We start from the raw sequence: 26299 nt of genomic DNA, 5'->3' as shown, positions 1-26299 counted from the left end.
GATTATTCACCCTCGGAGTACACGCCGCCACGAATTAAACACGCAATCAGGAACATACCTTTTTCACTGTTTACATCTAGTTCATCAATTTCTTTTAAAATATCAAATGCAGAAACTTTATCTTTGCCTACACGATAGAAAATCTGACCTTCTAGGTTGGCACCGTTAGGTTCTACAGCAATTGGCTTTTCATCATTTTCTCTGAACGATGGATACCAAGTATCAATTGTTCTTAGTGCATTTCCGATTTTTTGATCACGTAAAGCAGCTTGCCCTAGATATTGGTTGTCATTTGCTTTGTGATCTGGTTTTTTCGGTGTTAATTGATATAAAGATCGAGAGAAACCTTTTGGTTTCTCTTCTAAATAATTTTGAGAAGGGAAAACCTCTACACCGCCCATACCGAAGTCAACAATCGCCTCAATATGTAAGGCAGCACTTGTTGATTCGCCTGTAATTCCTTTTAACAAAATGTCTGCTAGTTTTTGTTCTTGTTCAGACAGTTCGGCAAAACTCTTAAGGTTGTAAGAAAGTGCATCAAAGTTAAATGTTTCGGGGTGGTCTTGAGCAGTCACTTGAATGGTAATACTTTCAGCGACAATACGGTTACGCCATAACCAACGACCATTCACGATATTACGTACATAACGGCGCACAACTTCTTTAAGTCCATCGCTTTCTTTGGCGCGATTTACAAAATTTAAGAAAGCTTGACGGAAGTTGTATTCTTCGGTTTTATCTGCACCCGCTTTAGACGCACTTGCAAATAGTACATAGCTCAGGTCAATAAAACGGAAGTCCCATTTCACTAAGAGTTTCGCTTTAGGCTGTAGTTTTGCAGATTCTGTCAACTGAATATTGGTGACTTCACGAGCCAGAGAATTACCTGTTGCTGCGCCTTTTTCTTTATTTCCTGCGACATTTTGAGTCCCTCGAATACCGTGATACATCACGTGTAAAGGTTCTTGTTTGCCATCTTCAAATAAATTAAAAAACGCCCCGTCACTCACTACTGTACCGCGTTGTAAAGAAAGGCTACCCGGTAATTTCTTAAAAATTGTCATGTAAAAAATTCCTTATGTTTAAAAATGAGTTATGCATGAATGCAATTTTGTTTTAAAAGAAAAATGTCGTCTTGTGGCCAGTGATAGGTCCACAATAATTTTTGCAAGTTATGCCAAGTGTCATCCTCAGCCTCAGTATTTTTTCTCAGAATTTCACCTAAAGAAAAATATTGAACGATACCTGTAAGTGGTTCTGCATAGGCATGTGCTGTCGTTTCTTGATCTTGTGCTTGGCGAATACCAGCTCGTTGGTCTGTGAGTGGCTCAAGTAGGGCATAACCCAAATTAGTTGCCGATATCCAACTTAAATTTTGATCATTAAAGAACGTTCTAAGCGCATCTGCTTTTAATGCCAACAGTTGGGTAAATGCCTGAACTCGATTAATTTGTTTACGTTGCTGATATTCAATAAGCAAATCTTGTCGATCTAAAATGGCAAATCCAGTTTTGATTTTCTTTAGGGCTGTTTCTAATTCATTTTCGGCATGTGTCGTAATTTCTAAAAACTCGATAATTTGTCCACCAGCAAAACGGCTACGTTTAAGTATGTTTGTTAGTTTTTCTGGACTAATCCGAGAGCTACTAAATTTAATCACAAGGCTAAACTCTAAATGACAAGATGCAGTTGGTTGTAAAGACAACGCATATTTATTTTTAGAAGAATAGTCCTTTTTACCAATAAACACGGCACCACGACGTTGAGCAGGCGTAAAGCGGCCATAGGCTTGCCCACCTAAACGCTGTTGGTCATGATGAATATAAATAATGCCTTGTTCTTGAGTGCCTAATTGTCTTGCCAAATGGTGTGCAAACATGTTGGCTGCAAATAAAGGTACACCGCCCAATAAAAGGCCATTACTTTGCATATTTGCATTTTGTACTCGCATACGAGGAATAACGACATAACGACTCATCGAATAATCTCCCGTAAACGACGGGCAATATAACCTTCAGCATTGCTATCTAGGCTAATTGATACAGTTTCATTATTTATTTCTATATCAAACGTTTCATTGGTAATTTTTCTAGCCAGATAATCTGAGAACTTTATTCTCCAGTGATCATCTCTTAGTTCTGGATCAATCAAACCTTGTAAAACAAACGAAAGGCTCGGATGAACCCAAAATGAAGGGCGCTCAATCTCTTCTATAGTTGGTAGAATTGCTTCAGCTTCTTCTAAAATATTTTTTTGAAAAGATGCCTGTCTTAATACATCTTTAGCAAGGATATTCAGGAAAATAACTTCCTGATCTCGAACATCCCGATTAGTAGAAGGAGCGAAAATCTCGAGGTCATGCCAATTTTGAATGGTATTCGTTGCAGTAATAACAAGTTGGCGATTTAAAATTTCTGACCATTCTTTAATCACTTCTTTTGCCCGTTTAGTTCCATTAAGCAGTTTTATCTTGCGGGATAGTCGTATCGTAAATCCGTTATAGAAAATAGCTAATGCTTGGCGTACTTTTTCACTTGCTTGAGGAGCGTCCACTGTTATAGGGCGTTGCATGGAACGAACGAGGCTTCCGACATTTTGTGGATTGGCTCCGCCTATACCAAAAATAGCAGTTTGAATGCGGTTAAATTCACTGTCTTTTTCCTTGCGTAATTCATTTACAGCATCAACTTCTTGATTCACGAGATAATTAACACCTGCAGCAGTAAGTGGGCTTACTGAGACATATTCCCCATTTTTTGGAATTAAAAGCTGACGCATACGTATATCAATGTTTTCTGTACCAGCTTGATAGGGCTCATTAAAAACAGATGAAATGGATGGCTTGAGTTGTTCAACTTGCTGTTGGAAGTCGAAATCTTCTTCACTAGTATCATGATTAATCATAGCTGCTTTTACGACTTTAAAAATAGAAGCCGTTTTACCTGCATTTGCCTGATAGTCAGTGGGAATAAGGAAGTCTTCATTTAATAAAGTTCGAGCACTGAGATAAGGTAAATCAAGTGCTTGTTGCTTACTTAAACGAATTCCACCTTTTTCAATATTGGAATTAATCGTCTTTAAACTAAAGTGTACCGATTCTTCTAAAGCGTTTATAAAAATATCAGTTTGTGGTTCAGGCATTATCTTCCCCGTTTTTGTTATCTAGCCAATTTTTAACACATTATTTGGAAAATGAAAGTGTTGAAGAAACACTTGGCGTCATAAATTGTCGCCAAGTGTTTTGAACATTAAAGTGACTGGTAATTAATTTAAGTAAAGCCGGCATTATTCATAAATATCGGCTTTAAATAGAGTTCTAGCTGGTATGACATGCATTACAGCAGTAATAACATCCGTTGATTCGAGCGTTAGGCCATCTTCTTCTTGCTGCCAAAACTGCGCTAAAGCAATTCAAATGTTCACCCAAATCTACTCTGTTTTGAGGATATGGCATGAAGGAGCAACCTGTTGTTAGGTTATGAACTTCATAATCGCCATTTGCTTGCACATTTTGATTGATAATGAATTTAGACATAGTTCTTACCCTCCCCAGATCATAAGGATTGAAGGTAGCTCTACGCTACGCTGTATAGCAGGATGAGACAAAATTTTGAAATGTTGTGCTATCATTTGGATAGTCCTTATTTAAGTAGTAATAGCTTTGAAAATGGACAAAAGCAGGTATGAAGTTTGGTCACGGAATACCTGCTTTTTTTTATGCCTTTTCATAAATTAAAATATATTTGTCCAAAATCCTTGTCAAACATTATTTTTATTTAAATAAAATTTTACTATCAATCATACCTAAGTATTAAGGGTAGTAATTTTTTAAATGAATATTAAGTATTCCTGATTAAGATTTGTTATGATACAGCTCTTACATAGTTTACTATCGAATAGATAGTTGAGAAATTAATGCTTAGCATTGATTGATATGTGATTTTGCCATCGCATAGATGGTTTAGAATATAGGGCTATTCTAATCTTAAGTTTTAATATTCGCTACTAACTAAAAGTTTCAGAAAGCCTTATTTTTTTCTTTAAAAGTAACTTTGAAAGTTGCTCATTATGTAGATAATTTATAAAACTCCATCCAATGCTTAAGGCGACATATTTTGTCGTTAGAAAACAGTATTAAGCTGATCAAAACTTTCTCTTTTTAAAACAAAAGATTATATTTTTACTATATTTAAAATTAAACCATAAACTATGCATGTCATTTTCATCTCGGCTTGTGAAAAAAGAGCTTTAAAGAAAACTCGAGCGATTTTGGATAGCTATGCTATTCGTACAGGACATTTGTCTTGGCAAGCACCAATGACAATGGACGGCTTAAAAGAAATTCGTAGCGCATTAAAAAAGGTAGCCACCCGACAAACTGCTGTAGCCGCTTACATTAATTTTGGTGTACGCAGAATGAAGCTTGCATGGGTTGTTGGAGCAAAACATAAATTTGCCCATGACGGTGCATATCCAGTTGCATCAACTAAAAAACAGCAAAAACTACTGATGCTAGATGAATGGGTCAAAGCAAGTAGCTTGTTGGCGGGTGCAGCAGGAGACATGCATGATATTGGTAAGGCATCCCAACATTTTCAGAAGAAATTAAGCCCAGAAATGGCAGGACAAAAAATTAGAGATGATATTCGACATGAATGGTTGTCTTTAAAACTATTACAACAACTCAGAAAAAATGGATGGGACTGGCAGCTTGCTTGGAAAAATTTAGATAAAGGTTTAGATAAATTTACTTTAGGTGATCGACAAGAAATAGAGCAGGGAATTCAAAACGAATTAGAAGCAGTGGATTATTTGGTTGTTACGCATCATGGTTTATTAGGAGTCGAAGAGGCTTTAAAAAATGATCCACTTGCATTACCCAATTATGAAAATCATGTTCGTACGTTAGTTCCAAGTTTAGAACAAATGAGCTGTGCAGGTGAGTTGCCAGACTCTATTTTTAAAAGTCATCAAAAACGTATGCAGCGTTTAACTGCATTAGTACCAAAACAAAAAATAGACCAGCTTTTATATTGGAAAGCTTTAGCACTGCATTCACGAGCAGCATTGATTCATGCTGATCATATTGTCTCTGCACAGCAGTATTCTGTACAAAAGCCTGAAAATATTACATTATTTGCAAATACAAAACTTAAAACTATAGACCATGATAGGAGAGCCAAATTACAAGATCAGCCACTAGAATGGCATTTACACCAAGTTGGAGATCGGGCTTCACGTATTGCAGTTCAAATGATGACTGATTTGAGTTTATCAGGGCTTTGTGAGCAAACAGTTGAATATATTTGTCAGCCCACCACTCATTCGCATTTTCAATGGCAGAACATTGCAGCAAATGCATTGCAAAAAAATATACAGAAGCACCCTGAAACACCAGCACTCATACTCAACATAGCAGGAACTGGAAGCGGTAAAACGCGTATGAATTTGCGTGCTGCTTGCACTTTACGGCCAGATGATACAAGACTAGCAATTGCGCTTAATTTGCGCTCTCTCACTTTACAGACTGGACACGCGCTTAAAACATCAATGAATCTGTCTGATGATGAAATTGCTGTGATTATTGGCGACACGATCACACAGACTTTATTTGATCAAAGTAAAGAAAAAATTGAGTTCGTTGATGAAGATGAAAATCGTCCTGAACCTATTTTCGACGCATGGGGTGAAGACTGTAATTTACCAGATTGGCTACATCCATTATTTACAATTGAAAAAAATGGACGCAAAGTTTTAGATCAAAAAGAAACAACCATTCTGGCTTCGCCATTACTGGTTTCAACCATTGATTATCTGATTGCAGCAGGTGAGCCGCATCAACAAGGACATCATGTTAAGGCATTACTTAGGATAATGACTAGTGATTTGATTTTAGATGAGGTAGATGGCTATGAGCCTAAAGCACTGATTGCAGTATTGCGCTTAGTTCAGCTCGCTGCATTCTACGGTCGGAACGTAATTTGTTCATCGGCAACCTTATCACTGACAGTTGCTAAAACAATTCATCGGGCGTTTGAGTCAGGGATGCAAATGCGTGCGGCTCTCTATGGAAATGAGAAGAAATCAATCATTGCAATTATTGATAACGAGCTTAAACCACAAGTTTGGTTAGAGCAGTCAAATCAAAACTCAGAATTTGAGACTCGCTACCAAAATCATTTGGATAGCTTGCAAATTCAATTACTTTATAAACCTACTTATCGATTGGCTCAGCTGTTTTCATTGCCTGAAACTACAGTGTTATCTTGGAAACAGTCGGTATTGGAAGGAGTAAAGCAACTTCATCAAGCGCATGCATGGCATTTTAAAAAGACCGAAAAGAAAATTTCTTTGGGGCTTATACGAGTAGCGAATATCAAACATGCAATTCGTCTTGCCCAATTTTTATCAGATCATTTATCTGAGGCAAAAATCGCTTGTTACCATGCAAATGACTGGCTTATCTCAAGATTTTATAAAGAGCAACGTCTAGATCAGCTTTTGACTCGTCATAAAGATGGAAAAAAAAGAAAAACTGGTAATGAGCAGATCGAGCAAGATGATGAAATTATTGATCTCATTCAAAAATCTAGTTCTTTAAATATTCCATTTATTGTGATTGCAACACCAGTGGAAGAAGTCGGGCGAGATCATGATTTTGATTGGGCTATTATTGATGCATCAAGCGTACAATCAATTGTACAAACGGCTGGTCGAGTGAATCGTCATCGATTAGAGAAAGTAAATCAGCCCAATATTATGATTCCTGAGTGGAATTATCGTTATTGCGAGCAACGTGATATCGAAAAACGAAAGCAGAAAAGCAAACAACGTCATCCAGTCTTTATATATCCTGGTTATGAAGGATATGGTGTATCTGCAACTTCAACGTATTCATCTCAAACTTTAAGCGAACTTTTACCGTGGGATCATCAATCTCAATTAATTATTAATGCTCGATTACGTTTTGATCAAGTGAGTTGTCTATTTGCTAAGTTAGATGATGAGCAAATCAAGAACTTTTGTAAAAACTATTTTAATGATCAAGGAGAACAGTTATTTTCTCGGTCAGATGTCGATGCAAGTATCATGACAGAAAACATTTATAAGATGACGCCTTTACGTGATCGTAATTATCAAGAAACTTATGTGTTTGAGTGGTCTGATTGCTTAATTTTAAAAAAGCAAGTGTATGGTTTTGATGAAAAAGCCACAAAAACTTTAAAGTATCCAAAATATGGTTTGGTATGGAACCAAGTGAAGTTTGAAGAAATTCCTCCAAAACCTCAAGCATGGTTATCACTTACGCCGCAACAAATGGAAGATTATTGTTTCAAGCATCAAATCACCAATGAACAAGGCTGCCGTATATCCTTAACACCTTATAGTAGAGATGATGTGACAACTTGGTCCTATGATTATGGTTTTGGCGTTTTTGCACATTAAGAAAAAACGCTGCTTCTTACGAAACAGCGTTTTTTAGTTCCAACTTCAATTAAGCGGGTAAATCAAACCAAATCATTTCACTGTCTTCAAGCGCATTAATCGCTGTTTTTTCATTAAACAGCAGCGCATCACCCGCTTTTACAATTTGGTCTTCAATCATAATTTGACCCGATACCACATGCACAAAATTATGTTTTTTGGTGGTCGCAATTTCAAGTGATTGTCCAGCCTCAAGCACCGCAGCTTTAACCTCAGCATTCTGACGAATAAACATCGGTGCAGTATCATCTGGGCCTACAATCAAATGCCACTGATTCGGTGTAGCATGCGGGTCAAGCTTGATTTGCTGATAACTCGGCTCGGCATTGCGAACATTTGGTTGAATCCAGATTTGAAACAAATGTACCGGTTCATCCGTGTTATTGATTTCACTGTGCTGAACACCCGTACCTGCACTCATCAATTGCCATTCACCCGCATGGATGTACTCTTCATTGCCCATACTGTCGCGATGCGTTAAACGGCCATGCGTCACATAAGTCAGAATTTCCATGTTGTCATGTGGGTGAGTACCAAATCCATTATTTGCGGCAATGGTATCGTCATTAATCACACGAAGTGGCCCAACTCCCATATATTTCGGGTTGTACCAGCTACCAAATGAAAAGCTGTGATAGGTATTTAGCCAACCAGCTTGAACATGGCCACGGTTTTCACTGCGATGTAGATAAGCATTCATGCGGTATCTCCCAAATATTGTCGTTCTTTCATGTGAGTAGATTAACAAGATTGAATATCGCCAAAAACCATAGAATCAGAACAAATTGTCCTAAATTTAGTACGGCACTATGCCAACGTATAAACATACATTAATTATAGGACAATTTATTTTTATCTCGAAAATAAAAAAAGCCTGCACGTGCAGGCTTTTTTAAGAAGCAAAATTATTCTAAGAAACGAACAGTTACACCACTACGCACCTTGTTACCCAAGTCGTTGGCATCCCAGTTGGTTAAACGGATACATCCGTGAGATGCAGTTTTAGAAATAGCAGATGGATTAGGTGTACCATGAATACCAAATGATTTCTTGCTCAAGCCAATCCAGATGTTGCCTACAGGGCCATTCGGGCCTGGTGGTAAAGAAAGTGGCTTTAAGTTATTGCCCTGAACAAAGTTACTTGGCGAGTAGCTATACCACGGATTACGTGCCACACCCACCACTTTGTAAGTACCTGCTGGTGACGGTGTATCGCTACTACCAATCGTTGCAGGGAAAGAGGCAATCATCTGGTTGCGGCTATTAAAGAGATACAACTGACGTGCGCCTTTGTGCGCAATAATCAAGTGAATGTCTTCTGGTAAATCGTTGCGCACATTCGCCACAATGATTTTCTCGCCGGCCTTTTTAAAGGTTGCCTTTGGATTTAACTTTTTCAAAAAGTCTTCATCCATATGGAATTTTTCACCCAGCATTTCTGTCACACGTACATAGTACAAACCTTTCATTTTGGCTTGTTGTGCGTAATCATGCGGAATAGACGCCGCATACGGACCTTTCAAGTCATCTTCAGTCAGGGTGTATTCAACATAAGCCGGTTTGTTTTGTTTGGCCAGTAACGCATCCCACGTTTCTTTGGTGAGTTCGCCTGTGGCTTTTAAACCGTTCATTTGTTGAAACGAAGACAATGCCTTTAATGTATTCATGCCGCTGGTACCATCAATAGCACCCGGAGAAGCATGAGTATTGTTTAGCATGACTTGCGCGCGTGCATAGACTGGGAACTGACCACGGCCAATATTTTCATACCAGTCGGCATTATTGAGGCTGTCTAGCGTCCAGGTCACTTTTGCGGGTGCCTGAGCAGTCTTGCTGCTTGCTGCTGTTTTTGCCGCTGGTGCGCTTGAAGGAGCTGCACCTGTGTCGGCTTGCTTATCTTCTGTGCTTTCAAGACGCTGTAGCGTTGCCGACGCTTGGTTCAGATCTTTTTCTTCTTGCGCTGTAATGGATGCGCTATCTGGAGCAGATGCCGCAACTGGTGCAGAAGCAGCAGCCGGGCTCGATGCCGCAGATGCATTACGCGCAGCAGTCACAGGCTTATAATTGACTGTGTTGCTAGATTTGGTCGATGCATCTACAGCAAGTGGATCAATCGGATCTTGAACTAAATCTGTACTACGAACGACTTTAGGATGCAACGGTTGCTCAACCGTTGAAGCCGCGAAAACTGTACCGCTAATGATGCAGCTTAGACTCAATGCGAGTAAAGAGCGAACAAACATGCACTTCAACCTTAAGAATTATTCATATTTCAGGGTATAAAACATTGCAAGTATTACAGAAATTAATTGGCGATGCAGTATTTGTTTTGTGTAAATCCTGCTTTCCCGAGTGTTTGTATAATTTCTCGGATTTTGCTCTTATTCATGGCCATTTCTTTTTGTTATTATGCGATCAAGATAAGTATTTAGATTGAGAAAGTAAATGACGGCTTTAAAAAATGATCGTTTTCTACGTGCTTTATTGCAGGAGCCCGTCGATACCACGCCAGTCTGGATGATGCGTCAGGCAGGTCGTTATTTACCAGAATATCGTCAAACACGCGCTCAAGCGGGTGACTTTTTATCGCTTTGCAAAAATACCGAATTTGCTTGTGAAGTGACTTTGCAACCTTTACGTCGCTACGATCTCGATGCCGCAATTTTATTCTCCGATATTCTTACCATTCCCGATGCGTTGGGGCTTGGGCTTTATTTCGAAGTGGGTGAAGGGCCAAAATTTAAAAAAACCATCCGCAGTGAACAAGATGTACTGGCATTGCCAAATTTCAATGCTGCATCCGATTTAGACTATGTCATGAATGCGGTATCAACTATCCGTTCGGCACTGGGCGGGCAATTGCCGTTGATTGGTTTTTCTGGTAGCCCTTGGACATTGGCAACCTATATGGTCGAAGGCGGATCAAGTAAGGATTTTCGTTACACCAAACACATGATGTATGCGCAGCCAGAAGTGTTGCATGCCTTACTCGACCGACTAGCCGTGGCAGTAATTGATTACTTAAATGCTCAAATCGATGCAGGTGCACAGGCAGTTCAGATTTTTGACAGTTGGGGCGGCGCTCTGGCACATCGTGAATACCATGAGTTTTCGCTCAATTACATGCGTAAAATCGTGGCTGGTCTAAAGCGTGAAAATGATGGTCGTCGTGTTCCGGTGATTATATTCACTAAAGGCGGCGGTCAGTGGCTTGAGCCGATGGTGGCATCTGGCGCAGATGCTTTAGGTCTCGACTGGACCACGCCATTAAATGTGGCGCGTCAAACCGTGGCAGGGCGGGTGGCTTTACAAGGTAATCTCGATCCGGCTGTACTGTATGGTGACGCCGAGAGTATTCAAAAATCGGTGAAAGCCATGCTCGATGATGCCTATGCCAACGGTGAAAAAACTGGCTATGTGGCCAATCTTGGTCATGGTATTACGCAATGGGTCAATCCAGATCAACCCAAAATCTTTGTCGATACCGTACATGAGTACAGCGCGAAATATTTAGGATAAGCCACTCGTGTACCCACTCAAACTCACGTGTTTATTTGGATTTAAGGCAGCTTCGGCTGCCTTGTTTGGTTTATTGCTCTTGATTGCATTTGCGCTCACTGCGCCCATGGGCAGTCGGGAGTACTACGGTTTTTTTCGTTATGACTATTTGCTGTTTTATGCGGTCATTATTCAGATGTGCCTGATTTACCTCAAGTTAGAGTCGTGGGCAGAAGTACGTGTGATTGCGTTATTTCATCTCATGGCGATGGTCATGGAGATATTTCTGACGCATCCTGCAATTGCTTCATGGCAGTATCCACAGCCCGCAGTATTCCGGCTCTGGACGGTTCCGCTGTTTGCGGGCTTTATGTACTCTGCGGTAGGGAGTTTTTTTGCACGTTCGCTACGCTTGTACTCGGTATCTTTCACAAGGTTGCCTACATTTGGCCTGATGATCGGTTTGGCGGTGTTGTCTTATTTGAATTTCATGACCAAATTTTTTGTGCCCGATATCCGCTACGTTCTTTTTGCGGTCAGTGTGGTCATGTTTTGGAAAACGCGTTTAAGCTTTCAGCTCGATCAAAAACGGTTTAATTTGCCGATGTTACCTGTCTTGATTTTGCTGGCCTTTCTCATTTGGATAGCAGAAAACATCAGTACATTTTATAAGATATGGCTTTACCCCAGTCAGGTCGATGCGTGGCATATGGTGGGCTGGGGCAAGCTCGGATCATGGTACTTATTACTCTTATTAAGTCTGGTGCTTGTGCTCAAGATCTTGGGTCAGCGCAGTGCCAACGGTTCGTGGCAGTTGCATACTCAGCATCAAACAAACGCAAATCGTTAAGCATGTTGCTGCACTATAAAGTACAAGTGCAGCAACCACTGATTAGTCAATATCACCAATCATCATCACGGTATGGCCCAGCAAATAACCTGCCGTCACCAAAATCGCAATCCAGATAAATGCACCAATCACGTTATAAATTGAAAACACGGTATAGTTCATACCGCTAGAACCCGCCGCAAAGGGTGCAAATGAACGTGCAAACGGAATAAAGCGCGCGATCAAAATGGTGATGGCGCCATGGCGACGAAAGTAATCGTGGGTCTTTAACAGATATTCATGTTTGATAAAGCGGGATTTGACTTCAAAAACACGTACGCCCATTCGGCGTCCAATATGATAATTGACGATATAGCCCAAGGTTGCCGCAAGAAATAACAAGAAAATAATAAAGCCCAGATTCATAATCGCTGTGGTGGCACACAAGGCACCTACCGCTAGCAACAGACTGTCACCGGGCAAAAAGAACATAAAAATAAAAGCAGTTTCTGCAAAAATAATCAAAAATAAGATGGCATAAATCCACAATCCATATTCTTGGATCAGGATAGGTAAATAATTTTCAAATCCAATCAAGAAATCAAAAAATTCCATTAATTATCTACCTTCACTACGTTTTTACCTCTTCGTTAATGTATTAACCCAAGATACCACTGACTCAGATAGACACTCAACGCACATCAAACGTCAGCTCATTAATAGCTTTCAGGTACTGCGCTTAAAAATTCGCGTCTTGCTTCCTTGTCAGTTTTAAAATCGCCAATAAAAGAAACGGTCCGTGTTGTCGATTCTTGCTTGCCTACACCTCGCATCATCATGCACATATGCGCTGAATCAATCATCACCGCCACACCACGTGCTTTGGTCACTTCTTCAACAGCCTGTGCGATTTGCTGGGTTAAATTCTCCTGAATTTGTAGACGTCGAGCAAACATTTCTGTAATGCGCGCAAATTTAGAAAGTCCGAGCACTTGGCCTTCAGGAAGATATGCAATGTGCACACGTCCATAGAATGGCAGTAAATGGTGTTCACATAAAGAATAGAATTCAATATTTTTAACCAAAACCATTTCATGGTTATCTGAAGGAAATACGGCGTTGTTGGTCACTTCTTCCAAACTTTTGCCATAGCCCGAGGTTAAAAACGAAAATGCCTTGGCAGCGCGGATTGGCGTATCTTTAAGCCCAGGACGATTTAAGTCTTCGCCCACTGCGGTCAGGATATTGGCATAGGATTGCTGCATTGACATAAGACGTTTTGACTTAACTTTACTAAACAAGCTCGGCATTGTATCAGAACATGCTCAGATGTTCATATCTTGTCGCGCTATATTTATACGCTTCTGGTGCTGATGCATAAAAGATGCTGCGTTTTCATGAAAAAAATGTGCAATTTAGAGCGCTTTACCTCGCTTTCGACTCGTTTTATCGGCTGCTTTGTGATACACCTGATCATAACAGTTTCTTTTTTTCTATCGAGATCGGGCCGTTTTGAGGCGTCATTTATTTGGATATTCAGTTTATATTCTAAATCAAATAATGATTATTCAAAGCCATTCAGATCAACAAGATAGCGTTTTAATGGCACTTAACTTGCTGTTTATCAGCATGCTTAAGGTCATGATGTAAAATTCAAGGATAAAACATGTCGGAACGTCCAATTACTTTCTTTTTTCGCGGACAAACGCAGCAGGTCCAAGGTGTTTCACCTGTCATGACGGTTTTGCAGTTTTTACGTGAACATGGATTGGCTCAACAGGGTCGTCAAACCGGCACCAAAGAAGGCTGTGCCGAGGGCGATTGTGGTGCATGTACGGTGGTCATTGGTGAGTTGGTCAATCAGCAGTTGCAGTTACGTAGCGTCAATGCCTGTATTCAGTTTTTACCTACACTAGACGGCAAAGCCTTATTTACCGTAGAAGATTTAAAACAGTTGTCGATGTCTGAAGATCAGTCCTTACATCCGGTTCAGCAGGCCATGGTCGAATTACATGGCTCACAGTGTGGCTTTTGTACGCCGGGCTTTATTATGTCGCTTTGGGCCATGTATGAAAATGAGCCGAATGCGCCATCTAAAGAGACTGTTCATGACTATTTATCTGGCAATTTGTGCCGTTGCACAGGCTATCGCCCAATTTTGGATGCTGCACAAAAAGCCTATGATTACCCAACCATCCGTTTAGCACGCCAAAACATTATCGAGGTGCTTAAACAGCTACAGCAGTTACCGGCACTTGAGTTTCGTCATGCGTCCGCGCAGTTTTTTGCACCGAAAAGCTTAGATGCATTTGCAGATCTGCGCGTGCAATATCCGCAGGCTCGTTTAGTGGCAGGCAGTACCGATGTGGGGCTATGGGTGACCAAACAAGGTCGTCAATTGGGCGATATGCTCTATATTGGGCAGGTTGAAGCACTAAAACATATCAATCTTCAAGAGGGTCAGCTCTGTATTGGTGCAAATGTCACCTTAACCGATGCCCTAACTCATATTTCTACTATTTATCCAGAACTGGCCGAATTACAGCGCCGCTTTGCTTCGATGCCTATTAAAAATGCGGGTACCCTAGGTGGAAATATTGCCAATGGCTCACCAATTGGCGATTCCATGCCTGTGCTAATGACTTTAAATACGCGTCTGCGCTTACGCTGTGGCCAGCAAACACGTGAAATAGCATTAGAAGACTTTTATCTGGATTATCAAAAAACTGACATTAAACAAGGCGAATTTGTAGAAGCCATCTTAGTGCCTTTACGTGCTAAAGATTCAACGCTTAAAGTGGCCACATATAAAATTTCCAAGCGTTTTGAGCAGGATATTTCTGCTGTATGTGCTGCACTCAGTTGCGAGCTCGATGAGTATCATGTGGTGCAATCCATCAAAATCGCTTTTGGTGGAATGGCGGCGATTCCAAAACGTGCTGTTCATACCGAAGCGGTTTTACTTGGTCAGCCTTTTGATATGGCTTTACTGCGTGAGGCACAAGTAGCCATGGAGCAAGACTACCAGCCATTGAATGACGGGCGTGCCAGCGCTGCGTATCGTTTGCAAGTGGCAAAGAACTGTTTAGAACGTTTTTTTGTTGAACATATTCATCCACAATCGATCACGCGTATCGATAATCTGATTACGATGGTGGAGGCATAAAAGATGAATCATTCAATTGACCTGAATCCTCGTCAGCGTTCTGCCAAAGCAGGACAGTCTATTGCGCATGAAAGTGCTCATTTGCACGTGACGGGTGAGGCGGTGTATATCGATGATATGCCCGAACTTGCAAATACCTTGCACTTGGCCGTCGGCTTTTCAAAATGTGCCAAAGGCAAGATCACAGCATTTGACCTAGAGGCTGTACGCGCTGCACAGGGCGTATACGCAGTGTATACCGCAGCAGACATCCAGATCGAAAACAACTGGGGGCCAATTGTCAAAGATGATCCTATTTTTGCCGATGGAGAAGTGGAGTTTTATGGTCAAGCCTTGTTTGTGGTGGCTGCCGATACCTATCAGCATGCTCGCCAAGCAGTACGTTTAGCCAAAATTGAGTACGCCGCAGAAACCCCTATTTTAAGTATTCAAGATGCAATCGAGCAGCAATCTTGGGTGTTGCCACCCGTCGAGTTTTCGCATGGTGAGGTCGATGCCGCGTTTGAGCATGCACCTCATCAATTAAGTGGTTCAATCGATTTGGGTGGGCAAGAGCATTTTTATCTCGAGGGGCAGATCTCTTATGCAGTGCCTTTGGAAGATCAGAGCTTAAAAGTTTATTGCTCCACACAGCATCCGACCGAAATGCAACTGTTGATTTGCCATGCACTGGGCCTACATATGCATCAGGTCAGTGTTGAAGCACGCCGTATGGGTGGTGGTTTTGGTGGTAAAGAATCGCAGTCGGCGCAGTGGGCCTGCATTGCCTCCTTGGCAGCGCAGCACTCGGGCCGTCCGTGTAAGCTACGTTTAGACCGTGACGACGACATGACGTCAACCGGCAAACGTCATGGTTTTGCCTATGAGTGGTCGGTGGCCTTCGATCAGGACGGTTTGTTGCATGGTCTTAAAGTTCAATTGGCATCCAATTGTGGCTTTTCTGCCGATTTATCTGGCCCAGTCAACGAGCGAGCCATTTGTCATCTTGGAAATGCCTATTATTTAAATGCGGTGCAAATTCGTAACCTACGCTGCAAAACCAATACCGTTTCAAATACGGCGTATCGTGGCTTTGGTGGCCCGCAGGGCATGTTTGTGATTGAAAATATCCTTGATGATATTGCCCGCTATTTAAACTGCGATCCGGTACATATTCGGCAAAAGAATTTTTTTGCGGAAAAACCGGGGCAAGGCCGTGACCGTATGCATTACGGTGCCGAAGTGCGAGACAATGTCGCACCAAAAATTGTCGAAGAGCTACTGGTTTCAAGTCGTTATTTCGAGCGAAAAGCCGAAATTGAGCAGTTCAATCGTGACAACAGCATCATCAAACGCGGTCTGGCATTGACTCCGCTGATGTTTGGTATTTCATTTAATGCGGTGCATTACAATCAGGCGGGTGCCTTGGTTTATGTGTACATGGATGGAACAGTGGCCATTACCCATGGCGGTACTGAGATGGGGCAAGGCTTATATACCAAAGTACGTCAGGTCGCTGCACATGAGCTTGGACTATCGATTGAAAAAGTGCGTTTAATTGCCACCGATACGTCGCGTGTACCAAATACCTCAGCCACTGCTGCATCGAGTGGTGCAGACCTAAACGGTAAAGCTGTGCAAAATGCCTGTATCAAGATTCGTGAGCGCTTAAGCCAGTTAGCTGCCGAAATCAGCCAGACAGAAGCATCGACTGTACATTTTGAAAATAATACCGTGAGCACGCAAAGCGGTTTGTCTTGGCCATTTGATGAACTGGTGCATCGTGCTTATATGGCCCGCGTACAACTCTGGGACAGTGGATTTTATAAAACGCCTGAAATCCACTATGATCAGGTCAATCATTTAGGCCGGCCATTCTTTTATTATGCCTACGGGGCAGCGGCGAGCGAAGTTGCGATTGATACTTTAACTGGCGAAATGAAAGTACTTCGTGCAGATATTTTGCATGATGTCGGCCGTTCGATTAATCCTGCAATCGATATTGGTCAAATTGAAGGTGGCTTTATACAAGGTATGGGCTGGCTGACCACAGAAGAGCTGTGCTGGCAACCTCAAGGGCCGCATGCAGGCCGTTTGTTCACGCATGCACCGTCAACCTATAAAATCCCGACCAGTCTGGATATACCGCCGGTATTTCATGTGAAACTGTTTGATAACAGCAACGAGGCCGATACCATTTACCGTTCAAAAGCGGTCGGTGAGCCGCCGTTTATGCTCGGGCTTTCAGTGTTTTCTGCCATTCGGCAAGCTGTGCAGTCGGCCATTCCAAAGGATGCGCCACTGGTACTTAATGCGCCGGCCACAGCCGAAGAAATCTTACGCGCAATTGCAATTGGTCGCGGTCAAGCGCTTGCAGAACGTCCTCAACCGCGTTTGAAATAAGCCATGCAACAACATTTACAGTGGTGGCATGATTTGGCACACGTTTCACTACATGGTTGTGCTGAATCATCGCCCGTGGTTTTGGTGACCGTGGTTCGTGCTGACGGATCCACTCCGCGTGAAGTGGGTGCAACGATGCTGCTCGGCTTGCGCGACGATCAGGTTTACCAGTCCGATACCATCGGTGGTGGGCATCTTGAGTTTCAAGCTTTCGATATTGCGCAGGCCATGCTGAAAGGTACCGATAAGCGAACGCTTTTTGTCGAACGTTTCAATTTAAGTGCACGGCTGGGGCAGTGTTGTGGCGGTGTGATGTGGTTGCTGTTTGAAAAACTCCAGCCACGAGAGCATGCTTCAATGCTGGCATCTGCTTATGCTGCGTGGCAATCAGGGCAACCTATCGAGCGGCAAGTACATGAAAATGGGCATTCGAACTGGCAAGTGACTCCAACACAGATGCCATCTACCGCTATTTTTGAAACAGGTGAAACCGGTTGGCGCTGGCAGCAGTATGTTCAACCCTATGCCATGAAGGTTTTGTTATTTGGTGCAGGACATGTCGGGGAGGCGATCGTACGGTGTTTACAACCAATCGGGGTGCAAGTGACATGGGTCGATAGCCGTGACAATATTTTTCCGCCAGATTTACTCAAACAGGTCAATTGTGTTTGTACTGATGTACCAGAGGCGGAAATTGCGCGGTTTGATCCGCAAGGTGCAATTCTGATTTTGACTCATGATCATCAGCAAGATTTGCAGTTGTGCATGGAGGCGCTTAAATCTTCACAATCACGCTTTGCTTATGTCGGAATGATTGGCTCTAAAAGTAAACGTGCCATTTTTGAAAAACGTATGCAGGCGAGGGGCTATGAGCAGGCCCAATTAGAGCGTTTGGTCTGTCCAATTGGTATTACAGGCATTAGTTCGAAGCAACCTGCCATCATCGCCGTTTCGGTGGTGGCAGAGCTACTTCAAATCTTCGATCAAAAGAAATGATGCTGTCGCATCATTTCTTGGTTTCATATTTTGGATTTTTCTCAGCACGTTTGAGCAAGACCAAAACAGCGCCTGTACCCCCCTGATTTTCTGGGGCACTCACAAAAGCCAGAACATCACGGTGCTGGCGCAGCCAACCATTCACGTAAGTCTTCAAAATGGCTTCTGGCCCTTTACCATGCACGATCTTAATCACGTTTTGGTTTTCGGCCTTAGCCATCTCAATAATTTGCAAGACCGCAGCACGCGCTTGTTCAACAGTACAGCCGTGCAGATCGACGGCTTCAAACCAGCGCATTTTTCCAGCTTTTAGGTCTTCAAAGACTTTATGCTGTAGCGTCGCAATGCGATAACTCAAACTGGCTTGGCTTGCGACAGGATTTAATGCCGCCTGCGTATCCGAAAGCTCAGCGAGTTCACTTTCGATCGCACCTTCAGCCGCCGCCCGTTTTGCTAAAATCTGAGCATCTACTTTTTTGCTGCGCTTGGGTTTGATATCTGCAACATTGCCATGATCAATCGGCTTGACACCTTGCAGCGCTTTTTTAAACAAATCTAGCTCTTCAGCCTTAAGATCCACTGGCTGATCGGCATTGTTTGTTGCATGCTCACTACGATTTTCAATGGCGTGTGAATGCGGCTGACTGATCTGCTTTTTAAACTGCTTTAATAATTTTTGCTGTTCTTTAGACAGCGCAGAATCTTTATTACTCATAGGACTCGTTTTAAATCGTAGCAGGGTGGCCAAACAATGCAGTAAAGGCCTGATCAGGTCGAGGTTGTTTCATAAAACTTTCACCCACCAAGAACGCATGAATATCATGTTCTTGCATCATTGCAATATCGGTTGGAGTGGCGATCCCACTTTCGGTTACCAATAAACGTGACGGATCAAGTAAACGCTTCAAGCGTAAACTGGTGTTTAAGTCTACATCGAAGGTTTTCAAATTACGATTATTGACACCAAGAATACATTTTTCGGAAAGTCTGAGCGCACGCTCAAGTTCTTCTTCGTCATGTACTTCAACCAATACATCCAGATTGTACTCAAATGCCGTTTTTGACATCTCTTCGAGTTGCTGATCAGACAAGCATGCCACAATCAGCAAAATACAGTCGGCATGGAGGGCACGTGCTTCAATCACATTATATGGATCGACCAAAAAGTCTTTACGCAGTGCAGGTAGCTGACAATTGTTGCGCGCAATCGCGATATTGTCATCATGACCTTGAAAGAAATCGACATCGGTCAATACCGACAAGCACGCTGCACCCGCCTGCTCATATTGCGCTGCAATTTCAGCAGGGTTAAAGTCGGCTCGAATCACACCTTTGGAGGGTGATGCTTTTTTAATTTCAGCAATCACGCCAGGGCGCTTAGCATTTAATGCACGTGCAAAGCCACGCACAGGTGAGGCCGCTTGTGCCAGCGCTTCGATATCTTGAAGGCTACGTTGCTGTAAACGCGCCGCAAGTTCTTCATGTTTGCGATCGACAATTTTACCCAAGATGGTATTTTGAATTTGAATCATTTTGGATAACCTCACGTGTTCGAATAGTGTTTGAGTGCTTTGGTAAACTCAGACAAAATACTCATTTTTTCGAGGGCCTGACCCCCATAAATAATATCATGTGCCAAGGCCACACCTTGCTTGTAACTGGTACTTAAGCCAGAAACATAGATGCCAGCACCTGCGTTTAATGCAATCATATTGGCTGCTTTTTCGCCGAGGTCAGATTTGTTACGCCCAAGTGCGTCTTTAATCAGCTTGAGGCTTTCACTCGAATCGGCCACAATCAAACCCGATAGCGTTTGTGAGGGAATTCCCACATCTTCGGGGTTTAAAACCCATTCGGTGATTTCATTATTTTTAAGTTCAGCCACATGAGTTGCCGAGGCCAGGCTGATTTCATCTAGGCCATCTTTAGAATGCACCACCATCACATGCTCGGCACCGAGTTGTCTCATCACCTCGGCAATCGGACGGCACAATTCATCTGAAAATACCCCAAGCACAAAGCGCTTTACCCCAGCCGGATTCGTAAGCGGGCCAAGAAGGTTAAAAATACTTCGTATGCCCAATTCACGTCGAGGCGCAACTGCGTATTTCATGGCTTTATGATGATTGGGAGCAAATAGAAAACCCACACCCATTTCACGGATACATCGCTCTGTTTGCTGCATATCTAAATCAAGATTAATTCCAGCCTGTTCAAGCAAATCTGAAGAGCCAGATTTGCTTGATACACCACGGTTACCATGTTTGGCAATGGTTGCGCCTGCTGCTGCAATGACGAAGCTTGAAGCAGTCGAGACATTAAACAGATTTTGACCATCTCCACCTGTTCCCACGATATCGACCAAATGTGGGATATCACTGACATCAATTTTAATGGCCAGTTCACGCATGACGCGTGCAGCGGCAGTAATTTCATCAATGCTTTCACCTTTCATACGAAGGCCCATCATCAGCGCACCAATTTGTGCGTCTGTCGCTTCACCTTGCATGATGCTGCGCATCACATCTTCCATTTGCGGCTGAGTCAAATGAATGTTTTTGGTAATGTGGTTTAATGCTTGTTGAATATTCATTTATGCATAAATCTCTAAAAAATTCTTGAAGATTTGGTGTCCGTGCTGGCTCAAAATCGATTCTGGGTGAAACTGCACACCTTCTACAGGCAGTGTCTTATGCTTTACACCCATGATTTCTTCGATTGAACCATCGTTCTGATTGGTCCAGCAGGTCACTTCCAGACACTCAGGCAAGGTCTCCTGTTCGATCACCAAAGAGTGATAGCGTGTCGCAGAAAATGGTGAAGGCAGGTTGCTAAAGATTCCCTTATCAGAATGATACATATCCGACAAACGACCATGCATCACGGTTTTCGCGCGAATCACCTGTCCACCAAAGGCTTGTCCAATTGCTTGATGCCCCAAACACACACCGAGCAATGGAATTTTGCCGGCAAAGTGATGAATGGCAGGAATTGAAATTCCTGCTTCAGTTGGAGAACAAGGGCCAGGACCCACCACCAAATACTTCGGCTGCCATCGTTCAATGTCCTCAAGAGTGACTTGGTCATTGCGAACCACTTTAACGTCTTGATTTAACTCGCCAAAATATTGGACGATGTTATACGTAAAGGAGTCGTAATTGTCGATCATGAGAAGCATTTTGTAAGCAACCTATTGATTCATAGATAAATATTAAACAAGCGATTTTATGTTACTCACAATGTTACTCACATATCGTAAAGTGTTGAATTGTGAATAGAAAAAAGTCGCTATGTGTTAGCGGCTACTTTATCAGAATTTATTGTCTTTGTGACAACCTTGTTCACATACGAATTTAAGTAGTAACTATAACGACCATCTTTGAGCGGAGGGTCTATTTCTCCTTTCTTAATTCTGTCGTAAAAAGTTACTTCAGTCATTTTCATGCGTTGAGCGAACTCTTTAATCGAAACTCGGCGCTCATCAGTTATGGAAACTTGACGTTTGATCTGCTGAAGTTCATCAAGAATTCTATCAAGCATATATTGTTCAATGATTATTTTGCTTATATTAATCTCCAGCTTATCTAATTGGCATCAAAACGCCGTTAAGATCATCTGTCAGTTCGACGTAAGCCGAGCTTTTCGCACTAGTTGGATAAAAGTATGTGTAAGCGAGTGGGCAAGGGGGGGGGAATCCCAAACTACGACAACGGCGATGCATTCACAATGCTTTGGCAGATCAAGACGGGGGTAGATCGATACCCGCGTGTTGGTGAAGAACTTTCGTATAAGTACAGGATCTGTCAGCAGGACTTTTTAGACATGCTCGATGATGTGATAGAGCAGCTGGATTGGGAGATTGAAAAAATAAAATAATAAAAGACGTACACCAAAGTTATGCTTTGATTATTGATCATGATGTATAAGCTATTCATTTTGATTTTGCTATTGATAGTTATCATGAATATGATAACCAGATAATTATTAATGTAATGCAAAGCATAAGGAGGAGAAGTGATTCTTGATCATATAAAAAAAACATCATTGATAGATCTATTAGCACTAATTACACCATGTCTGATTTTAATTGGTTTCAGTCAAAAAATAGGTTTTTATTCATCAGAAAATATAAATGCTTATTGGATGATTTCCTTATTTTCTCCAATAGATTTAATGATATCTAGCCTTGAAATCTATATGTATTATCTTCTTGCGTTAATATATTTAGAAAAAGTAATTGTCGGTAAAGAATCCTTAAAAATGGGTCTAATTAACTCAAATCTGGTCTTGTTTGGTAGTTTTGTTGGAATATTTTTTGTTACTGATTATGCCTTTAAATATTACTTATATGCAGCATCTAGTTTAAATCTGTTTGCTTTAGCATTTTTTGGCAATTATTCAGGTAAATTTGTAGGGCTTTTAGGTTTAATGTTAGCAGCACCTGCTTTTGCAGGTTTATTAGATGCAGGAGAAATTGCGATTCAGAAAAAGCCGCTTGTTGAGTTGGATGCATCTTTAGAGAATAAGAATTGGTATTTGTTGGATAAATATTCAGATAAAGCAATTTTGGTTAGCAGGCATAAGGGCACTAATTATTTCAAGATTGTAGAAATGAAAGATATAAAATTTATTGAGAGTGCAGCCAAATAATCACACAGCAAACCTGAACACTGACCAACGAACACTAACTCTATTCACTTGAGTAGGGTTTTTTTATGGCACGTAGATTCAAAACACCTGGTGCAGCTACAACGTCAGAACCAACGGTCGAAGACGTTAAGACACCTGAAGCGAATCAAACTGTTGAGCATCAGCCAGCAGACACCACCACACCAGAGCAAACGGCGGCTGAATCTACTACGTCAGAACCAACCGTCGATATTGATTACAGCGTTTTTTTTGAGGTACTAAACTTCCAACTTAACATTGCACCGAAGCTAACACCGAGCGTTCCGAGCCAGAAGCTCCAGCTAGGTAAGGTATGCAAGATAAGACTGCTCATTAAACTCGACAAAATAGGCGTAAAATAAGAAGCCAATAACAACAATTGGATATTTCCAAACTGTAAGCTCTGATTCCAGTTTTTATAAGCAATTCCAACCAAAGCGCCAATCACAATAATCATGAGGCTCATGCCTACATTTGGCGTTTGCCAAGGCTGATCACTCAGGCAAAATAACAGCCATAAGGCCACACTGGTCAGGCAAAAAAATAAGGCGATTCCATTTTTACCTTGGGCATAACGTGGCGTGAAAACACAATACAAGGACCATAAAATTGCACCACAAAAGGCCAGTGTATAAGCCAGTGGATTATTTGAAAGTGTTTGAATGAAGCCCTCAGCCGAAACAATGCTCGGATTGACAATCAAGAGCAGCCCTAAAATAGAAAGGATCAAACCGGCAAAGGCTGGCGCTTTAAAGTTGAGCTGTCCGAGTAGATAGGACAAAAACAAGGTGAAACATGGCCATAAATAATTGATCATGGCCAGAATAAGCGCTTCCTCACGTGTTTTGGATAAACCGATTGAGCACAAAAATAAAACTTCATAAAGTACGAAGCAACTGCCACAGATCAGCAGGTAACGTCGAGGCAATGTTTGCCATAGGTATTTCCTATCTATAAACGCCACGCACAACGCACTGATGCTATAAATTAGTGCAACACCCAAAATAGCACCCAACTGTTCAGTGATCATTTTCACGCCACTGACCATACATGCCCAGATCATGATAGAGGTAATACCGATAAGATTGGCTTTGCTGCGGGTCATGATGTCAAAATTATTGAATAAATCTGGCGTAGTGTATAAAAAGTGCATCGACATCACCACTGCATCGCGCAAATTATGCACTGGATTAAGCCAATTATTTAAAATTGCACTATTTTGATGCTATTTGTGGATTTTGTGAAAAGCATGCCTCAAAAATGTTTGAATATGGTGCAATTCAAAACGCAAACAGTATAATGGTTCAAACAGGTAGCTGGACGCGTATCTAATTTGAATTAAAATTCAAACAATTAGATGTGTTTTTTAAAGTTGGTACGAGATTTGCTTAATAACTGCCAACGACTAACACGCACTTCACAAGTGCAATAATACTTCATTGGAGCAAAATGAGCATGGCGAACAAGGTCCTTAAACTCATACAAGAAAGTGGCGCAAAATGGGTCGATTTTCGCTTTACGGATACAAAAGGGAAAGAGCAGCACGTTACTTACCCAGCTGATTCAATTGATGAAGATACATTTGAAGACGGTAAAATGTTCGACGGTTCTTCAATTGCAGGTTGGAAAGGCATTGAAGCATCAGACATGATCTTACGTCCAGATGCAGAAACTGGTTTTATCGATCCGTTCTTTGCCGAACCAACTGTTGTTGTAACTTGTGACGTTATTGAGCCATCTACTGGTCAAGGTTACGAGCGTGATCCACGTTCGATTGCTCGTCGTGCAGAAGAATATTTAAAATCAACTGGTATCGGTGATACTGCATTCTTTGGTCCAGAACCTGAATTCTTCGTTTTTGACGAAGTAAAATGGGAAATCGACATGTCTGGCGCGCGCCATACATTGATTGCTGAAGAAGCTGCATGGTCAACTGGTAAAGATTACGAGTCTGGTAACTCTGGCCACCGTCCACGTGTAAAAGGCGGTTACTTCCCAGTTCCTCCAGTAGATTCTTCGCATGATATGCGTGCTGAGATGTGTAACAAAATCGAAGAAATCATGGGGCCTGGTCGTGTAGAAGTACACCACCACGAAGTTGCATCTTGCCAGTTAGAAATTGGTGTAAGCTTCAACACTATGGTTCGTAAAGCAGACGAAGTACAACAGTTTAAATATGCTGTTCACAACGTTGCGCACCAATACGCTAAAACTGCAACCTTTATGCCTAAACCAATGGTTGGCGATAACGGTTCTGGTATGCACGTTCACATGTCAATCTCTAAAGATGGCAAGAACTTGTTTGCTGGTGATGAATATGCAGGCCTTTCAGAAATGGCGTTGTACTTCATCGGTGGTATCATCAAGCATGCGCGTGCTTTGAATGCAATCACAAACCCATCTACAAACTCTTATAAGCGTTTGGTTCCACACTATGAAGCACCGATTATGCTTGCTTACTCAGCGCGTAACCGTTCTGCTTCTATCCGTATTCCTTACGTTTCTAGTCCGAAAGGCAAGCGTATCGAAGCACGTTTCCCAGATCCAATGATGAACCCGTACCTCGGTTTCGCTGCATTGTTGATGGCGGGTATCGACGGTATTCAAAACAAGATCCATCCGGGCGAAGCTGCTGATAAGAACTTGTACGATCTTCCTCCTGAAGAAGAAGCAAAAATTCCTACAGTTGCACACAGCCTAGATATGGCACTTGAAGCGCTTCAAGCTGACCATGAGTTCTTGTTAAAAGGCGGCGTGTTTACTAAAGAAATGCTTGATGCATATATCGAACTTAAAACTGAAGATGTACGTCGTCTTAACACGACCACTCACCCAGTTGAATTTGATATGTACTACAGCTTGTAATACGTCTCATATAAAAAGCCTGCAAGTCGCAGGCTTTTTTATTGGCGATTTGTTGAGTTATCAACAATCCAAATGAATTCGTTTATACGTATTAAGAAATGCTTTTTTCAATGCCGCGATATACGCAGATACCCCAGATCAAACCTGCCACAAAGCACAAGCTGATATATAGTCCGATCAGGCTTGCTTCAGGTAAAGTTGAATCAATAAAAATATAACGATGAATCAGCGTCAGAAAAGTAAAGCCACTGCCCCAGAAAATACCACCGTAGAGCAGAATAAATTTTAATTTATCGTTCATCATGCCTAACCATAATCGGTCTAATCACTAAACGGCATCTATGATAACTCAAAATAGCGACAATGAAAAAGAATTAATAAACATAGAACAACAAAGCCGAATCGCACCC

General features: G+C 41.8%; 22 protein-coding genes and 1 pseudogene. 9 read left to right on the top strand and 14 right to left on the bottom strand.

Annotation, left to right across the window (positions count from 1 at the left end; translation table 11 throughout):
* Nucleotides 1-2: 2 nt before the first annotated feature.
* From csy3 to L2096_RS01085, 3 genes are read right to left on the bottom strand one after another with little or no spacing between them, the layout of a single operon-like run.
* On the bottom strand, nucleotides 3-1064 hold the full coding sequence (gene csy3 / locus L2096_RS01095; protein WP_250364719.1) for a type I-F CRISPR-associated protein Csy3: 1062 nt from the start codon (nucleotides 1062-1064) through the stop codon (nucleotides 3-5).
* A gap of 29 nt (nucleotides 1065-1093) precedes the next feature.
* The gene (gene csy2 / locus L2096_RS01090) at nucleotides 1094-1978 is read right to left on the bottom strand and encodes a type I-F CRISPR-associated protein Csy2 (protein ID WP_250364718.1); all 885 of its coding nucleotides are present in this window, start codon (nucleotides 1976-1978) and stop codon (nucleotides 1094-1096) included.
* A complete protein-coding gene (locus L2096_RS01085) occupies nucleotides 1975-3141 on the bottom strand; it encodes a hypothetical protein (RefSeq protein WP_250364717.1) in 1167 nt (388 codons plus the stop codon). The genes csy2 and L2096_RS01085 overlap by 4 nt, the downstream gene beginning before the upstream one ends.
* 1068 nt (nucleotides 3142-4209) lie before the next feature.
* On the opposite strand from L2096_RS01085, the gene cas3f reads away from it, so the two are divergent.
* Nucleotides 4210-7446: a type I-F CRISPR-associated helicase Cas3f gene (gene cas3f / locus L2096_RS01080; protein WP_250364716.1), complete on the top strand. Its 3237-nt coding sequence runs from the start codon at nucleotides 4210-4212 to the stop codon at nucleotides 7444-7446.
* A 49-nt stretch (nucleotides 7447-7495) separates the two neighbouring features.
* Here cas3f and L2096_RS01075 read toward each other — a convergent pair whose 3' ends face one another.
* The gene (locus L2096_RS01075; protein WP_208476609.1) at nucleotides 7496-8185 is read right to left on the bottom strand and encodes a pirin family protein; all 690 of its coding nucleotides are present in this window, start codon (nucleotides 8183-8185) and stop codon (nucleotides 7496-7498) included.
* Between the two features lie 205 nt (nucleotides 8186-8390).
* A complete protein-coding gene (locus L2096_RS01070; protein WP_004939040.1) occupies nucleotides 8391-9728 on the bottom strand; it encodes a L,D-transpeptidase family protein in 1338 nt (445 codons plus the stop codon).
* Nucleotides 9729-9930: 202 nt separating this feature from the next.
* Between L2096_RS01070 and hemE the strand changes: the two genes are divergently transcribed.
* Together hemE and L2096_RS01060 are read left to right on the top strand one after the other, a co-directional pair.
* Nucleotides 9931-11004 carry a uroporphyrinogen decarboxylase gene (gene hemE / locus L2096_RS01065; RefSeq protein ID WP_250364715.1) on the top strand — a complete coding sequence of 358 codons (1074 nt, stop codon included), beginning with the start codon at nucleotides 9931-9933 and terminating at the stop codon, nucleotides 11002-11004.
* A 7-nt stretch (nucleotides 11005-11011) separates the two neighbouring features.
* A complete protein-coding gene (locus tag L2096_RS01060; protein WP_250364714.1) occupies nucleotides 11012-11833 on the top strand; it encodes a DUF817 domain-containing protein in 822 nt (273 codons plus the stop codon).
* A 42-nt stretch (nucleotides 11834-11875) separates the two neighbouring features.
* Here the strand turns inward: L2096_RS01060 and L2096_RS01055 are convergent, their stop codons facing one another.
* Together L2096_RS01055 and folE are read right to left on the bottom strand one after the other, a co-directional pair.
* Complete coding sequence (locus L2096_RS01055) at nucleotides 11876-12427, bottom strand: VTT domain-containing protein (RefSeq protein WP_004939027.1); 552 nt, start codon at nucleotides 12425-12427, stop codon at nucleotides 11876-11878.
* A gap of 101 nt (nucleotides 12428-12528) precedes the next feature.
* The gene (gene folE / locus L2096_RS01050) at nucleotides 12529-13077 is read right to left on the bottom strand and encodes a GTP cyclohydrolase I FolE (protein WP_206541105.1); all 549 of its coding nucleotides are present in this window, start codon (nucleotides 13075-13077) and stop codon (nucleotides 12529-12531) included.
* A 401-nt stretch (nucleotides 13078-13478) separates the two neighbouring features.
* Between folE and xdhA the strand changes: the two genes are divergently transcribed.
* The 3 genes from xdhA to xdhC are packed head-to-tail and all read left to right on the top strand — an operon-like array spanning nucleotide 13479 to nucleotide 18356.
* On the top strand, nucleotides 13479-14978 hold the full coding sequence (xdhA, locus tag L2096_RS01045) for a xanthine dehydrogenase small subunit (protein ID WP_250364713.1): 1500 nt from the start codon (nucleotides 13479-13481) through the stop codon (nucleotides 14976-14978).
* 3 nt (nucleotides 14979-14981) lie between these two features.
* Nucleotides 14982-17360, top strand: coding sequence for a xanthine dehydrogenase molybdopterin binding subunit (xdhB, locus tag L2096_RS01040; protein WP_250364712.1), 2379 nt, complete (start codon nucleotides 14982-14984; stop codon nucleotides 17358-17360).
* A gap of 3 nt (nucleotides 17361-17363) precedes the next feature.
* The gene (xdhC, locus tag L2096_RS01035) at nucleotides 17364-18356 is read left to right on the top strand and encodes a xanthine dehydrogenase accessory protein XdhC (protein ID WP_250364711.1); all 993 of its coding nucleotides are present in this window, start codon (nucleotides 17364-17366) and stop codon (nucleotides 18354-18356) included.
* Between the two features lie 10 nt (nucleotides 18357-18366).
* Here the strand turns inward: xdhC and L2096_RS01030 are convergent, their stop codons facing one another.
* The 5 genes from L2096_RS01030 to L2096_RS01010 all read right to left on the bottom strand — a co-directional run bounded on the left by L2096_RS01030 (nucleotide 18367) and on the right by L2096_RS01010 (nucleotide 21896).
* Nucleotides 18367-19071: a Smr/MutS family protein gene (locus L2096_RS01030; protein WP_250364710.1), complete on the bottom strand. Its 705-nt coding sequence runs from the start codon at nucleotides 19069-19071 to the stop codon at nucleotides 18367-18369.
* A gap of 10 nt (nucleotides 19072-19081) precedes the next feature.
* Entirely contained in the window at nucleotides 19082-19888 is an 807-nt protein-coding gene (gene trpC, locus L2096_RS01025) for an indole-3-glycerol phosphate synthase TrpC (RefSeq protein ID WP_004948437.1), read from the bottom strand.
* A gap of 11 nt (nucleotides 19889-19899) precedes the next feature.
* Entirely contained in the window at nucleotides 19900-20949 is a 1050-nt protein-coding gene (trpD, locus tag L2096_RS01020) for an anthranilate phosphoribosyltransferase (RefSeq protein WP_004938992.1), read from the bottom strand.
* Nucleotides 20950-21534: an anthranilate synthase component II gene (locus L2096_RS01015; RefSeq protein ID WP_004938990.1), complete on the bottom strand. Its 585-nt coding sequence runs from the start codon at nucleotides 21532-21534 to the stop codon at nucleotides 20950-20952.
* Between the two features lie 110 nt (nucleotides 21535-21644).
* Complete coding sequence (locus L2096_RS01010; RefSeq protein WP_040054004.1) at nucleotides 21645-21896, bottom strand: hypothetical protein; 252 nt, start codon at nucleotides 21894-21896, stop codon at nucleotides 21645-21647.
* Nucleotides 21897-22023: 127 nt separating this feature from the next.
* On the opposite strand from L2096_RS01010, the pseudogene L2096_RS01005 reads away from it, so the two are divergent.
* Both L2096_RS01005 and L2096_RS01000 read left to right on the top strand, forming a co-directional pair.
* Nucleotides 22024-22232, top strand: a pseudogene (locus tag L2096_RS01005) (hypothetical protein); the annotation flags it as partial.
* Between the two features lie 138 nt (nucleotides 22233-22370).
* Nucleotides 22371-23006 carry a hypothetical protein gene (locus L2096_RS01000; protein WP_250364709.1) on the top strand — a complete coding sequence of 212 codons (636 nt, stop codon included), beginning with the start codon at nucleotides 22371-22373 and terminating at the stop codon, nucleotides 23004-23006.
* A gap of 235 nt (nucleotides 23007-23241) precedes the next feature.
* Here L2096_RS01000 and yddG read toward each other — a convergent pair whose 3' ends face one another.
* Nucleotides 23242-24129 (bottom strand): aromatic amino acid DMT transporter YddG, encoded by an 888-nt coding sequence (gene yddG / locus L2096_RS00995; protein WP_250364815.1) that lies wholly within the window; start codon nucleotides 24127-24129, stop codon nucleotides 23242-23244.
* Between the two features lie 344 nt (nucleotides 24130-24473).
* Here yddG and glnA point away from each other — a divergent pair, with 344 nt between their 5' ends.
* Nucleotides 24474-25889: a type I glutamate--ammonia ligase gene (gene glnA / locus L2096_RS00990; protein ID WP_171063732.1), complete on the top strand. Its 1416-nt coding sequence runs from the start codon at nucleotides 24474-24476 to the stop codon at nucleotides 25887-25889.
* A 91-nt stretch (nucleotides 25890-25980) separates the two neighbouring features.
* On the opposite strand, the gene L2096_RS00985 is transcribed toward glnA, so the two are convergent.
* Entirely contained in the window at nucleotides 25981-26190 is a 210-nt protein-coding gene (locus L2096_RS00985; protein WP_250364708.1) for a hypothetical protein, read from the bottom strand.
* Between the last annotated feature and the right edge of the window lie 109 nt (nucleotides 26191-26299).

The organism is Acinetobacter sp. ACZLY 512 (genome assembly GCF_023614015.1).
GTDB lineage: Bacteria > Pseudomonadota > Gammaproteobacteria > Pseudomonadales > Moraxellaceae > Acinetobacter > Acinetobacter soli.
Note: the sequence above shows the minus strand (reverse complement) of the source record. Positions and strands in the feature narration are given on the sequence as shown.